Genomic DNA, 12,934 nt, shown 5'->3' on the forward strand with positions numbered 1-12,934 from the left:
GATCATCGACTCCGCCGGCGCCTGGCATACATCTTTAATTGAATGAGCGCTCAGCCCCCGGCGAAATCCATGTGCTCAGGCCACCGCGACCTCCACCTGGCCTGCGTTCAGCCGCACCGGCCAGACCCGCAGGCGCTGTTGCGGATACTCCAGGCAACTGCCGTCCTCAAGGCGGAAATGCTGTTTGTAGAGTGGCGAGGCAATCACCAGATCGCCCTTGATGCTGCCGACCAGCCCGCGACCGATGACATTCGCCCCGGATTGCGGGTCATGGTTATCGATGGCATAGAGGGTCTTGCCTTCGGCAGCCGGCAGGTAGAACAGCGCCACTTGTGCACCGTCGAGCCAGACGACGACGCCGGAGTCACTCACCAGATCCTCCTGGCTGCACACCGTTTGCCAGGTATCGGGATTGACCAGGGAGGAACAAGAGTCGGCTCGCTGGGTATTGGACTGGCTCATCAGGCAATCTCCTCAATGACAGGGATAAGGTGGAGTTCAGAGGCCATGATCGGCCGGCGCTGACCGCGCTCCTGGACAAAATGGATGTCCGGGTCGGGGCGTTGATCGTTGACGAAGGTGCGGAAGCGCTTGAGTTTTTCCGGGTCTTTCAGGGCGTTGGCCCATTCGCATTCGTAGCGGTTGACCACCAGTTGCATCTGCGATTCGAGTTCCGCGCCAAGCCCCAGGCTGTCGTTGATGATCACGTCCTTGAGGTAATCCAGGCCGCCCTCCAGGCTCTCGCGCCAGACCGAGGTGCGCTGCAACTTGTCGGCGGTGCGGATGTAGAACATCAGGAAGCGGTCGATGTAACGAATCAGGGTTTCATCACCCAGGTCGGTGGCGAACAGTTCGGCGTGGCGTGGGCGCATGCCGCCGTTACCGCACACATAGAGGTTCCAGCCTTTCTCGGTGGCGATCACGCCCACGTCCTTGCTCTGCGCCTCGGCGCACTCACGGGTGCAACCGGAAACCGCGAACTTGAGTTTGTGTGGCGAACGCAGCCCCTTGTAGCGATCCTCGAGGGTCAGGGCCATTTTCACGCTGTCCTGTACGCCGTAACGGCACCAGGTGCTGCCCACGCAGGACTTCACCGTGCGGGTCGATTTGCCATAGGCATGCCCGGTTTCGAAACCGGCCTCGATCAACTCGGCCCAGATGTCCGGCAACTGATGCAACTGAGCGCCGAACAGGTCGATGCGCTGCCCGCCGGTGATTTTGGTGTAGAGGTCGTATTTCTTCGCCACCACGCCAATCGCGATCAGCTTGTCGGCGGTAATCTCGCCCCCGGCGATGCGCGGCACCACCGAATAGGTGCCGTTTTTCTGCATGTTGGCCATGAAGGTATCGTTGGTGTCCTGCAACGGCACCAGCGAGGCGTCCATGATCGGCTGGTTCCAGCACGAGGCGAGGATCGAGCCCACCGCCGGTTTGCAGACGTCGCAACCGGTATGACCACGGCCATGTTTGGCCAACAGTTCGTCGAAGGTGATCACACCCTCTACCCGTACCAGCGCATAAAGCTCCTGGCGGGTGTAGGCGAAGTGCTCACACAGACTTTTATCGACACTGACGCCACGGGCAATCAGCTCATGCTCGAACACTTGCTTGAGCAGTCCGGCACAACCGCCGCAGCCGGTACAGGCCTTGGTCTGCGACTTGAGCAGGCCGAGGTCGGTGCAGCCGCCGTCGATGGCCGAACAAATGGAGCCCTTGGTGACGTTGTGACAGGAGCACACCGTGGCCGACTCGGGCAGCGCACCCGGGCCCAGGGTCGGCGCGCCTTCGGAGGACGGCAGAATCAGGCTGGCCGGTTCCGACGGCAAGACAATGGCGTTCTGCATGTATTGCAGCAAGGTGTCGTAATAGCTGTTGTCACCGACCAGCACTGCACCGAGGACGTGTTTGCCACTTGCATCCACCACCAGGCGGCGATAGCTGGCGCTGGTTTCGTCGATGAATTGATAGCTGCGCGCACCCGGGGTATTGCCGTGGGCGTCGCCGATGGAGCCGACATCCACCCCCAGCAGCTTGAGCTTGGTCGACATGTCGGCACCGGTGAACGGCTCGGTGACTTCGTTGCACAGACGGGCCGCGACGCTGCGCGCCATCTGGTAGCCCGGCGCGACCAGGCCGAACAGGCTGCCGTTCCATGAAGCGCATTCACCGATGGCGTAGATGTTCGGGTCGCAACTCAGGCACGTGTCGTCGATCACCACACCACCGCGCGGACCGATCTGCAGCGCGCATTGACGAGCCAGCGCGTCTTGAGCGCGGATACCGGCGGAAAACACGATCAGGTCGGTTTCGAGAAACTCGTCGTTGGCAAAATTCATGCGATAGCGGTACTGCTCGCCCGCGCTGATCGATTGAGTGGCGCGGGACAGGTGTACACCGACGCCCAACCGTTCGATCTGCGCCTTGAGCGCCTGGCCACCGAGGTCATCGAGTTGTACCGGCATCAAGCGCGGCGCGAATTCCACCACGTGGGCCTCAAGGCCCAGGCTCTTCAAGGCGTTGGCGGCTTCCAGACCCAGCAAGCCACCGCCGACCACCACGCCGCGCCGGGCATTGGCCGCCGCAGCCCGAATGGCATCGAGGTCTTCCAGGGTGCGATAGACCAGGCGCGATTCACCTTCGGCGCCTTCGATTGGCGGCACGAACGGATAAGACCCGGTGGCCAGGATCAATTTGTCATACGTGACGCAACCTTGCGAGGTGACCACCTGGCGACGGACGCGGTCGATCTCCAACACCGGCACACCCAGATGCAGCGTAACGCCGGGCGTCTGGTAAAGCGACGCATCGGACAGCGCCAGCGACTCGGCATCGCGACCGGAGAAATACTCGGACAGATGCACACGGTCATAGGCACGCATCGGCTCCTCACTGAAGACGTGCAGCCGATAATGGTCAAGCGCCCCCCGCTCGATCAGCTGTTCGACACAATGATGTCCGACCATGCCATTACCGATCACGATCAGCGTTTGCATCTTGTTCAACGTGGCAACATTGGAATTCATAGAAAGCACCCAGCCCGAGCCAATCACGGTTTTAAAAGCAAAAAAAAACGCCTGAAACCTTGCGGTTCCAGGCGTCTTTGCCTGTTCTTTTACGGTGTTGAAACCAGACGTCTATGCCTGATCCACCGATGCTGCCCACGACCTGTCCGGCCAATCGATCGTCGTTGACCGAGGGGGCTGTCCACACGAATACGTTCCAGGTGGACCTGATGTCAGCCTTGCAGCCTTTGTGCCAGTCAGCAGCAAAGAGACTTCAACTATCTGGAAACACTGACTCTTGAGCCGGGGGGGATTGTCACGGCGACTGCTGTCCAGACGAGTTTCGGCAAGTGTCAGCCGATTTCCAGGGACGGTGAATGGTCAAGGGCAACCATTCGAATCGCTGGAGCTACCGCAGGCGAAAACGCTTTGCGGCGCATCCGACTGGTGCACGTCGTTGCGCATAGCGCTTTATAAAAGTGCATGTACCGTTCGATTCCACAGCTCGCTGGAACTCAATAATCGCGCATTTACGCAATGACCTGGTCACCGAGGCGCCGGCGAAACGCTGGCGGACGATCTTCGCACTTGTTCCTGGGCGGACGAATGCTTGGGCAGGAACACCTCGGCCAGCATGCAGCGCGCGCTGCCGCCACCGATGCGCTCGATGGTGTCGATGTTCACCGGCAACGGCGTGGTATGGGTTTCGATCAAGCGACGCTTATCGGCGTCCAGGGATTGCCAGGCGGTGCGCGACATCACCAATAGCGGCTCGCCCGCCGCGTTGTGCACTTGCAGCATGTTGCCGGCAAAGGACTCCAGTTGCGCCCAGTTCAAGTCGATGAGCTGTTTGCCGCTGGTTTCGAGCCGATGACACAGCGCCGCACGTTCATCCGGATGGGCCACGGACGCCAGGCACACCACGGCCACGCGGGTGCCGACACTCATCATCACATTGGTGTGATAAATCGCCACGCCTTGGCGGTCCACCGCGTTGAACGCGCACAGCTCATAGCCCAGATGATTGACCAACTGATCCAGTGCCCGGGCGTGGGTGCGCGTGGAATACCCGGCGTAGCAAATCCGCTGTTGCCGATCCAGGACCATGCTGCCGGTGCCCTCCAGGAAAACCTCCTGCTCTTCGAGGCTGGACAGGTCCAGCACCTGCTCGACCCGGTATTCACCCAGCAACCCGTCGAGTACACCCTTGTCCCGCTCCAGACGCCGGTTGTGGCCCTGCATCGGATACAGCACCAGGGTGCCATCCGGGTGGCTGCTCCACCAGTTGTTGGGGAAGATCGAGTCCGGGGTATGCGGCGCTTCGCGATCGTTATGCACCAGGACCTCGACGCCGTGGCGACGCAACGCGTCAACATAACCATCGAACTCGGCAAGGGCCTTGAGTTGTACGTCTTCGGCTACGGTTGCCGGACGCTGGAAACGGTTGTTCGCCGCCGTGTCCTGATTGAAGGAGAAACGTGTCGGGCGAATCATTAATACCGTATTGGTGGTTTGCATGGGCACAGACTCAATGAGGGTCGAGAGAGGCCCATTGTCTGTTTCGAAGCGGGAAAAACCCGGTTGATAACGGCTTTTTCGGTGATGAAAACGGCTGAAGATTTTGCCCCCTTCAGCCGATTCGGTGAACGACATAAATCAAATGTGGGAGCGACGGTGCGGCGATCCGACCTGCTCGCGAAGGCGATGTGTCAGTCGACATAGATGCTGGATGACACTCCGCCTTCGCGAGCAGGCTCGCTCCCACAGGTTGTACCTTCGATGCTTATTCCATGGTGGTCTTGACCATCGCCAGCTCCGGGTGGCTGACCAGTTTGTCGATGTGCAATTCCGGGTCGTCGAACCAGACTTCGGTCAACACCCGGTAATGCTCCATGTCACGGCAGCGCATGCGCAGGCTGTAGTCGAACGCGCCGCTGATCAGGCGACATTCCAGCACCTGCGGGCAGGCGCGGACCTTGGCCTCGAAGGCCTTTTGCGCCGCGCGTCCGCTCTGGTTCGACAACGCCACCAGCACCAGCAGCGACAAGCCCGGCGTCAGTTTCTTCTCATCGAGAATCGCGCCATAGCCGCGAATGACCCCGAGCTGTTCCAGCTTGCGTACCCGCTCCAGGCAGGGCCTGGGGGTCAGGTGCACGCGTTCGGACAACTTCTGATAGGTGATGCGCCCTTCGTGGCGCAACACTTCAATGATCGCCTGATCGATACGATCAAGCACGATCGACAGATCGCGGATATCCGCCATGTACGCCTTGCCTCACTTCAAACGACCCGATAGAAATTGCTGCAAACGTTCACTGTTTGGCCGGTCGAGTATCGTAGCATCGCCTTGCTCTTCGACCCGCCCCTGATGCAAGAACAACACCTGGCTTGAGACCTGCCGGGCAAACCCCATTTCATGGGTCACCATCAACATGGTCCGGCCTTCTTCGGCCAGCGCCTGAATCACCTTCAGCACTTCACCCACCAGTTCCGGGTCGAGCGCCGAGGTTGGCTCGTCGAACAACAGGATTTCCGGTTCCACCGCCAGGGCACGGGCAATCGCCACCCGTTGCTGCTGCCCGCCCGACAGGAATGCCGGGTACTGATCGGCCACCCGTTGCGCCAGGCCGACCTTGTCCAGATACGCCCGCGCGCTTTCTTCAGCGGTCTTGCGGCTCATGCCCAGGACTCGACACGGCGCCAGCACGATGTTCTCCAGCACGGTCAGGTGACTCCACAGATTGAAATGCTGGAACACCATAGCCAATCGCGTACGCAAGCGCTGCAACTGCTTCGGGTTGGCGACTCGCATGCCACCGACGCCCTGACGGGTGAGCACTCGCTCGCCATCCAGCGCAATGGCGCCTTCGTCCGCCAGTTCCAGAAAGTTGATGCAGCGCAGCATGGTGCTTTTACCCGAGCCGCTGGCGCCGATCATGCTCACCACGTCCCCTGCCCTCGCGTTTAACGAGACGCCCTTGAGTACTTCGTTGTCACCAAAACGTTTATACAGATTTTCAACGGTGAGTTTGTACATGCGAATACTCCTGGAGCGGCACACTTATCGGCGCCACTCTGGATAAAGAATGGAAGTCAGTGGGCCGGGCCCAAGAAGCTCAGCCAGCGTTTTTCCGCCAGGCGGAACGCACCGACCAGCCCGAACGAGAGCGTGAGGTAGAGCAGACCGGCAATGCCGAAGGCCTGAAACGTCATGAAAGTCGCGGCGTTGGCGTCCCGGGCAATTTTCAGGATGTCCGGAATCGTTGCGGTAAACGCCACTGATGTCGCATGCAGCATCAGGATCACTTCGTTGCTGTAGTACGGCAGCGCGCGGCGCAGCGCCGAAGGCAGGATCAGTTGCAGGTACAGGCGCCAGCCACTGAGGCCATAGGCATGTGCCGCTTCGATTTCACCGTAGGGAATGCTACGGATCGCCCCGGCGAAGATCTCCACGGTGTAGGCGCAGGTATTGAGGGTGAACGCCAGCAAGGTGCAATTCATGGCGTCGCGGAAAAACGCTTCGAGCAATGGCTGCGAACGGACCACGGCGATGCCGTAGATCCCGCTGTAGCAAATCAGCAACTGGATATACAACGGCGTGCCGCGAAAGACGTAGGTAAACAGCTGAACCGGCCAACGCAAAACGCCCACGCGCGAGACGCGCAAGATCGCCAGGGGCAACGACAGGAAAAAGCCCATGGCAATGCTCGCCACCAGTAACCACAGGGTCATGGCCAACCCGGTGAGGGTCTCGCCATCGCTGAACAGAAAGGGCTTCCAGTATTCGGCAATCAACTCGATCATCGCGACATCCCCCGTACACCCTGGTTGTAGCGCCGTTCCAGCACGCGCAAAACGTAATTCGAAGCGCTGGTGATCAGCAGATAAAGCGCTGCGGCCAGCAGCAGGAAATCAAGCATATTGAACGTGCTTTTGCCGGCCTCCTGCGCGACTTTGACCAGGTCTGACAAACCGATGATCGATACCAGCGCCGTGGCCTTGAGCAGCACCAGCCAGTTGTTGCCCAGGCTCGGCAAGGCGAAACGCATCATTTGCGGGAACACTACGAACCGAAAACGCTGCCAACGGTTCAGGCCAAAGCACGCCGCGGCTTCCTGTTGCCCGCGCGGCACACTCAGAATCGCCCCGCGAAAAGTCTCGGTGAAATACGCACCGTAGATGAAACCCAGGGTGATGATGCCGGCCACGAACGGGTCGATTTCCATGTACGGCCAGCCCATGGCCTCGGTCAGGGCGCTGAGCCAGCCTTGCAGGCTGTAGAAAATCAGCAGCATCAGCACCAGGTCGGGCACGCCACGGATCAGCGTCGTGTAAAAGGTCGCCGGTAGATTCAACAGTTTCAGCGGCGACAGCTTGGCCGCCGCGCCGAGCAGCCCCAGCGCCATGCTCACCACAAGTGCGAGCGCCGACAGTTTGAGGGTGACCCAGGTGCCGTGCAGCAACAAAGGGCCATAGCCTTGCAGGGCCGAAAGGTCGACCCCGATCAGATTCAGGAAGGAGTTCACGCCAGTCACCTGTCTTGATGCGCCCCGGTCGCTGCGACACAGCGACCGGGGCGCGAGGATCAGTTGTTGTAGAGGTCCAGGTCACCGAAGTGTTTTTGCTGGATCTGCGCATAGATGCCCTTGTCGTGCAGGGCCTTGATGGCGGCATTGAGCATGCCTTTGAGTTCTTCGTTGTCCTTGCGCACGCCAATGGCGATTTCCGCCGGTACCAACGGGTCGCTGATGCCTTCACTGTTCTGGAAGTCCGCCCCTTGTGGCGAGGTCAGGAAACTCATCTGCGCTTGCAGCTTGTCCTGGATCGACGCATCGAGACGGCCAAATACCAGGTCGGCATAGACCTGATCCTGATTCTGATAGGCCCGCAGTTTCACCCCGCCCGGCCCCAGCTTGGCCTTGGCGTAGGTTTCCTGAATCGTGCCCTGCATGTAGCCGATGGTTTTGCCGCGCAGCGATTCGGCGGTCGGCAGCAGTCCGGAATCCTTGCGGGTGACGATGGCGGTCGGTCCGGCGTACAGGCGATCGGTAAAGTCGATCTGTTTTTTGCGCGCGTCGGTCACGGTCATCGACGATTCGATGGCATCGAACTTACCGGCCTTGAGCCCCGGAATCAGCCCGTCGAAGTCATTGCTGACCCACACGCAGGTCAACTTCAACTCGGCACATATTGCATTGCCCAGATCCACGCCGAAGCCCTGGACTCCACCATCGGCCGTGGTGGATTCAAAGGGTGGGTAGCTTGGGTTGACGCCAAATCGCAGCTCCTTCCATTCCTTGGCATTGGCGCCTGTGGTGCAGCACAGCAACGCGAGTGCCGGCAAAGTCAGCCATTTGATGTTCATCTTCTTGAGTCCCGGATTATTTGAATTTATCGCGATCCGGCGCCTGCGTCGGACCACACTTTTTGACAGGGGCAGAGAGTCGATGCGGTCTTCACCGCAGCCGTTTTTGTTGTTGTTTTCGACTGGAACTTGCCAGTCGTCGCAATTGCTTTCCGTTTCAGGCAGTGAGTAACAAGCGCTTGAAACGGACCGCCAGAATGCCAATTGCCGGGAGGCTTCGGGTGTCGTAACCCCGGGCTCAAACAGCGTGCCTGTGCTGAACGAAAAGCTTTCACAGCCGATTCTGTTGTCGCAGCCAGTCACTGTGTCTGCGCTTGAAGGAAGCGGCACAGGCATGTGCCTGTCTTTGCGGCTGTCTTCATCTGCATGACGAGATTGCGGTAACTGTCACTTCGCCGATTGCGCTGTGCGCTCGCTGTTATTCGACTTTTCTTGCTGTATCCCGGGTCGGTATTGGCCGAAACCTTCTCTGCATTGCCTCGACAATAGTCCAGACCGGCACACCAAAAAAAATCGCCCAAAGGAACCCGATATGACCCGTTACATTGACGTCAACGATCTGAGCCGCCTCGTCCAGGAAAAAGGCTTGCCCCGTTGCCTGATCGAAATGGCCGAGTACATCCGCCAAGACTACGTGCGCTGGCCGGATTTCGAAAAATGCGCGCGCCTGGCGAACCACTCACCCGAGGGCGTCATCGAGCTGATGCCCGTGTCTGATGCAGCGCTCTACGCCTTCAAGTATGTCAATGGGCATCCGAAGAACACCCACAATGGCATGCTGACGGTCATGGCCTTTGGTGCACTGGGAGACGTCGATACCGGCAAGCCTGTCTTGCTGAGTGAAATGACCCTGACGACCGCCATTCGCACCGCTGCCACGTCTGCACTCGCGGCCCGCTACCTCGCCCGACCGGAGAGTCGCCGAATGGCACTCATTGGCAACGGCTCACAGAGCGAATTCCAGGCCCTGGCTTTTCATACATTGCTGGGCATCACTGAAATCAGTCTCTACGACATCGATCCTGCCGCGACGGCGAAGCTGGTTGCCAACCTGCGGGCCTACCCCGCCATCCAGGTGACGGTTGCCAGAACCGTCGCAGAAGCGGTACGCGGTGCCGATATCGTGACCACGGTCACGGCCGACAAGGCCTACGCAACGATTTTAACCCCGGAAATGATCGAGCCCGGGATGCACCTCAACGCAGTGGGCGGCGACTGTCCCGGCAAGACTGAACTGCACCGGGACATCGTCGAGCGTGCGCGAGTCATGGTTGAGTACGAGCCGCAAAGCCGCATTGAAGGCGAAATTCAGCAGATGCCCGCCGACTCACCAATTATCGAATTCTGGAAAGTCGTCAACGGTCAGACCCAGGGCCGCCAGCATGCCGAGGAAGTCACCTTGTTCGACTCGGTCGGCTTCGCCATCGAGGACTACTCTGCCTTGCGCTATGTGCTGGATGTTGCACGAACGCTCGACATTGGCAGCGACATCCAACTGGTGCCAGAGCTGCAAGATCCCAAGAACCTGTTCTCGCTGCTGCAGCCTTCGGCAACCGACGATGTAAGGCTTCGGGCTTAAACGACTCGACACTTCAAAGCATTCACCTGGCGGCCCCTTCGGCTGCCAGGTGCAACCCTGAATAATCCCTCGGTCGTTTGAGCCTTTTTTACAGCGCCATCTGCTGCGTGAGCCGTCTGGTTCCACATAAACAAACGACGCCTTTGCATAAGAATTCCATGGCTGTTCGCTCAATGCCTGATGGACCTGGCTGATGCCAAATCCACGCCAGCATGGGGCCTTTCCTCATCCAGTATGGAAGACTCGATATGCCACGTTTCATGCTCAGCACGCTGACGCTCGCCCTGGCTTTGACGGCAATGATGCCGGTGGTCAATGCCGCCCCTTTACTCGATCCCACACCTGAACATCCCCGCGCCGACAATCAATCAGGCCAGGCCAATACCTGGCTGGAGATTGATCAGGCCGCCTTCGAAGCAAACATCACCAAACTTCAGCAACGGCTGGCGGGTAAAAGCCAGATGTGTGCCGTGATGAAAGCCGACGCCTATGGAAATGGCATTGGATTGCTGATCCCTTCCGCCATCCGGATGGGCATCACCTGTATCGGCGTGGCGAGCAACGAGGAGGCGCGTGTCGCACGGGAAAAAGGCTTCGAGGGACGCCTGATGCGTTTGCGCAGCGCTACCGTTGAAGAAGTCGAGAATGCACTGCGCTACAACATCGAAGAACTGGTCGGTAACCTGGAGGTTGCACGTCAACTCAATGAGCTGGCCACCCGCAAGGGCGTGAAGCTGCCTGTTCACCTGGCGCTGAATTCGGCGGGCATGAGCCGCAACGGTCTGGAAATGAGCACGGCGCAGGGACAACAACAGGCGGTGGATCTGACCCGGCTGGATCACCTGAATATTGTCGGAATCATGACCCACTTCCCGGTCGAGGAACGAGAGGATGTCCTTCAGGGGCTGGCCAGGTACAAGGAGCAGTCCGGCTGGCTGATCGAGCACGCCAAACTGGACCGCAGCCGGATCACCCTGCACTGCGCCAATACCTTCACCACCCTTGAGGTGCCGGAAGGTTGGCTGGACATGGTCCGCCCGGGGGCTGCGCTCTATGGCTACCCAGTGGGTGGGCATAACGAATTTCAACGGGTGATGCAGTTCAAATCGCGGGTCGCGGCAGTCAACGCCTACCCGGCGGGCAGTACGATCAGCTACGACCGCACCTTTACCCTGAGCAAAGATTCATTGATCGCCAACATCCCGGCCGGCTACTCCGACGGTTATCGAAGAGCGTTCTCCAACAAAGCCTCAGTGCTGATCCGCGGCCAACGTGCGCCGGTGATCGGCAAGGTCACCATGAACACGCTGATGGTTGACGTCAGCGGTATCAAGGGCGTACAGGCGGGAGATGAGGTCGTTCTGTACGGCAAGCAAGGTGATGACGAGATTACCCAGACGGAGCTTGAGACCATCAACGGCGCATTGTTGGCGGACTTGTACACGATCTGGGGCAACTCCAATCCGAAAGTCTTGAAGTCCAGATAAGGAGAAAAAAAGAAGGTGCGCAGACTGAACACTGCGCCCCTGTGGGAGCGAGCCTGCTCGCGATGGACGTTAACGATAACGCGTGTTTTCTGAATAAACGCGCCGTCCTTCAGTCCATCGTCGGAACGCCGCCCGAAGCAATCGAGTGTCGAGTCGCCAAAGGGGCTCACCAACGCAACTCAAAGGCATTTTTCGCGGTCGCCTGGATGCTGCTGCCCAAGCGTGCGCACTCGCGAGAAAGGGTGTCGTGCAGCCATTGACGGTCATCTCCTTCGGCACGACAGAGGCGAAAGCGCCGCAGGCGGGTGGGTATCAAGTCCAGCGACTGCAGGTGCCCGCCCGGGTCCAGCGAGGCAAAGTATAAAAGCCCCAGGTCGCCGCGAAAGGCTGTGTAGCCCTCGATGCCTTCGTAATCGTTCAGAAGATCACCGCAGCCATAGAGAATCAGGCGCTCGCGGTACACCTCGATGCCTTTGACGTGGTGCGACGAATGCCCGTGCACCACGTCAACTCCGGCCTCGTCGATCAAGGCATGGGCGAACTGGACGTGCTCGCGCGGGATATCGAACCCCCAGTTGCCGCCCCAATGAATGGAGGCGACCACCAGATCCCGCGGTTGTTTGCCCTCCAGAATCCGTTTGGCCACAGGGCGCAGGCTTTGCATCGACAGATCCTCCAGCCGCGCGACGCCCGCGCCTTTATCCGTGGCGGCCCAGTCCGACGCTATGCCGCTGTCGGGTGCGCCGAGGCCAAACACCAGCAAGCGCCGCCCGCCAGGCAGCAGCAACACGGCCGGTGCTTCGGCAGATTGCCGGTTGTGCCCGGCGCCGGCGCTGCACACACCATTGCTCGCCAGGGTTTCCAGCGTATCGGCCAGGCCGGCTGCCCCCCAGTCCAGCACATGGTTGTTGGCCAGCACGCAGCAGTCGATGCCGGCTGCGCTGATGAGCGGGAAGTTCTCCGGGCTCATGCGGTAATTGATGCCTTTTGGCTCAGGTCGTCCGTGGCGGGACACCGCCGTTTCCAGATTGATGATGCGTGCGTGTGGCTGGCGAAGTTCGAACTCATCCAGCGCAACGCCCCAGACATAGGTGAAATCGACTGGGCGGGGAATCGAGCCATTGACTCGTTCTGCCAGCCGGACGTAATCGCCGGCATTCTTGACGTAAGCTTCGTAAAGCCGCGGATCGCCAGGATGCGGCAGTACTGCGTCGATGCCGCGGGCAGTCATGACGTCGCCGCAGAGAAACAGCTTAAGCGTATCGGTAACAGCTGCCATGGCACCCTCCCGAATATAAGTCGGGGGGATGTTTCCATCCCCCGGCTTATTATTGGTTCTTCACGCAATCCCGGGGAGCACATATAACAAAATATCTGTAGGGGCTGCCGGAGGCTGCGATCTTTTTGATCTTAATCTTCAGCAATCTCCAGATCGCAAAAGCAAGATCAAAAGATCGTCCGAACGCGGCCCGAACCTTCGGCAGCTCCTACAGGGGAACGT

The 12,934-nt window shown here is 59.5% G+C and carries 11 protein-coding genes; 2 read left to right on the forward strand and 9 right to left on the reverse strand.

Annotation, left to right across the window (positions count from 1 at the left end; genetic code table 11):
- Positions 1 to 75 precede the first annotated feature (75 nt).
- The 8 genes from nirD to ACM6IK_RS14340 form a co-directional block, all read right to left on the reverse strand.
- A complete protein-coding gene (gene nirD / locus ACM6IK_RS14305) occupies positions 76 to 462 on the reverse strand; it encodes a nitrite reductase small subunit NirD (RefSeq protein WP_414874856.1) in 387 nt (128 codons plus the stop codon).
- A complete protein-coding gene (gene nirB / locus ACM6IK_RS14310) occupies positions 462 to 3,023 on the reverse strand; it encodes a nitrite reductase large subunit NirB (protein ID WP_414874857.1) in 2,562 nt (853 codons plus the stop codon). The genes nirD and nirB overlap by 1 nt, the downstream gene beginning before the upstream one ends.
- Positions 3,024 to 3,548: 525 nt before the next feature.
- Entirely contained in the window at positions 3,549 to 4,520 is a 972-nt protein-coding gene (ctlX, locus tag ACM6IK_RS14315) for a citrulline utilization hydrolase CtlX (protein WP_414874858.1), read from the reverse strand.
- A gap of 265 nt (positions 4,521 to 4,785) precedes the next feature.
- Entirely contained in the window at positions 4,786 to 5,265 is a 480-nt protein-coding gene (locus ACM6IK_RS14320; RefSeq protein ID WP_008026500.1) for an Lrp/AsnC family transcriptional regulator, read from the reverse strand.
- Between the two features lie 12 nt (positions 5,266 to 5,277).
- Entirely contained in the window at positions 5,278 to 6,039 is a 762-nt protein-coding gene (locus ACM6IK_RS14325; RefSeq protein ID WP_414874859.1) for an ABC transporter ATP-binding protein, read from the reverse strand.
- Between the two features lie 56 nt (positions 6,040 to 6,095).
- A complete protein-coding gene (locus tag ACM6IK_RS14330) occupies positions 6,096 to 6,806 on the reverse strand; it encodes an ABC transporter permease (RefSeq protein WP_414874860.1) in 711 nt (236 codons plus the stop codon).
- Positions 6,803 to 7,528, reverse strand: coding sequence for an ABC transporter permease (locus ACM6IK_RS14335; RefSeq protein ID WP_414874861.1), 726 nt, complete (start codon positions 7,526 to 7,528; stop codon positions 6,803 to 6,805). Before ACM6IK_RS14335 ends, ACM6IK_RS14330 begins: the two co-directional genes overlap by 4 nt.
- Before the next feature lie 59 nt (positions 7,529 to 7,587).
- Complete coding sequence (locus tag ACM6IK_RS14340) at positions 7,588 to 8,367, reverse strand: transporter substrate-binding domain-containing protein (RefSeq protein WP_414874862.1); 780 nt, start codon at positions 8,365 to 8,367, stop codon at positions 7,588 to 7,590.
- A gap of 532 nt (positions 8,368 to 8,899) precedes the next feature.
- Here ACM6IK_RS14340 and ACM6IK_RS14345 point away from each other — a divergent pair.
- Both ACM6IK_RS14345 and alr read left to right on the forward strand, forming a co-directional pair.
- Complete coding sequence (locus ACM6IK_RS14345) at positions 8,900 to 9,946, forward strand: ornithine cyclodeaminase (RefSeq protein ID WP_414874863.1); 1,047 nt, start codon at positions 8,900 to 8,902, stop codon at positions 9,944 to 9,946.
- A 248-nt stretch (positions 9,947 to 10,194) separates the two neighbouring features.
- Positions 10,195 to 11,433: an alanine racemase gene (gene alr / locus ACM6IK_RS14350; RefSeq protein ID WP_414874864.1), complete on the forward strand. Its 1,239-nt coding sequence runs from the start codon at positions 10,195 to 10,197 to the stop codon at positions 11,431 to 11,433.
- Positions 11,434 to 11,599: 166 nt separating this feature from the next.
- Here alr and ACM6IK_RS14355 read toward each other — a convergent pair whose 3' ends face one another.
- Positions 11,600 to 12,712, reverse strand: coding sequence for a CapA family protein (locus tag ACM6IK_RS14355; protein ID WP_414874865.1), 1,113 nt, complete (start codon positions 12,710 to 12,712; stop codon positions 11,600 to 11,602).
- Between the last annotated feature and the right edge of the window lie 222 nt (positions 12,713 to 12,934).

Source organism: Pseudomonas sp. IT-196MI5, from assembly GCF_949767415.1.
Lineage (GTDB): Bacteria > Pseudomonadota > Gammaproteobacteria > Pseudomonadales > Pseudomonadaceae > Aquipseudomonas.

What these genes read in the sequence shown, in the direction of transcription:
- nirD (WP_414874856.1), bottom strand. Translation starts at nt 462, where the DNA reads ATGAGCCAGTCCAATACCCAGCGAGCCGACTCTTGTTCCTCCCTGGTC.
- nirB (WP_414874857.1), bottom strand. Translation starts at nt 3,023, where the DNA reads ATGAATTCCAATGTTGCCACGTTGAACAAGATGCAAACGCTGATCGTG.
- ctlX (WP_414874858.1), bottom strand. Translation starts at nt 4,520, where the DNA reads ATGCAAACCACCAATACGGTATTAATGATTCGCCCGACACGTTTCTCC.
- ACM6IK_RS14320 (WP_008026500.1), bottom strand. Translation starts at nt 5,265, where the DNA reads ATGGCGGATATCCGCGATCTGTCGATCGTGCTTGATCGTATCGATCAG.
- ACM6IK_RS14325 (WP_414874859.1), bottom strand. Translation starts at nt 6,039, where the DNA reads ATGTACAAACTCACCGTTGAAAATCTGTATAAACGTTTTGGTGACAAC.
- ACM6IK_RS14330 (WP_414874860.1), bottom strand. Translation starts at nt 6,806, where the DNA reads ATGATCGAGTTGATTGCCGAATACTGGAAGCCCTTTCTGTTCAGCGAT.
- ACM6IK_RS14340 (WP_414874862.1), bottom strand. Translation starts at nt 8,367, where the DNA reads ATGAACATCAAATGGCTGACTTTGCCGGCACTCGCGTTGCTGTGCTGC.
- ACM6IK_RS14345 (WP_414874863.1), top strand. Translation starts at nt 8,900, where the DNA reads ATGACCCGTTACATTGACGTCAACGATCTGAGCCGCCTCGTCCAGGAA.
- alr (WP_414874864.1), top strand. Translation starts at nt 10,195, where the DNA reads ATGCCACGTTTCATGCTCAGCACGCTGACGCTCGCCCTGGCTTTGACG.
- ACM6IK_RS14355 (WP_414874865.1), bottom strand. Translation starts at nt 12,712, where the DNA reads ATGGCAGCTGTTACCGATACGCTTAAGCTGTTTCTCTGCGGCGACGTC.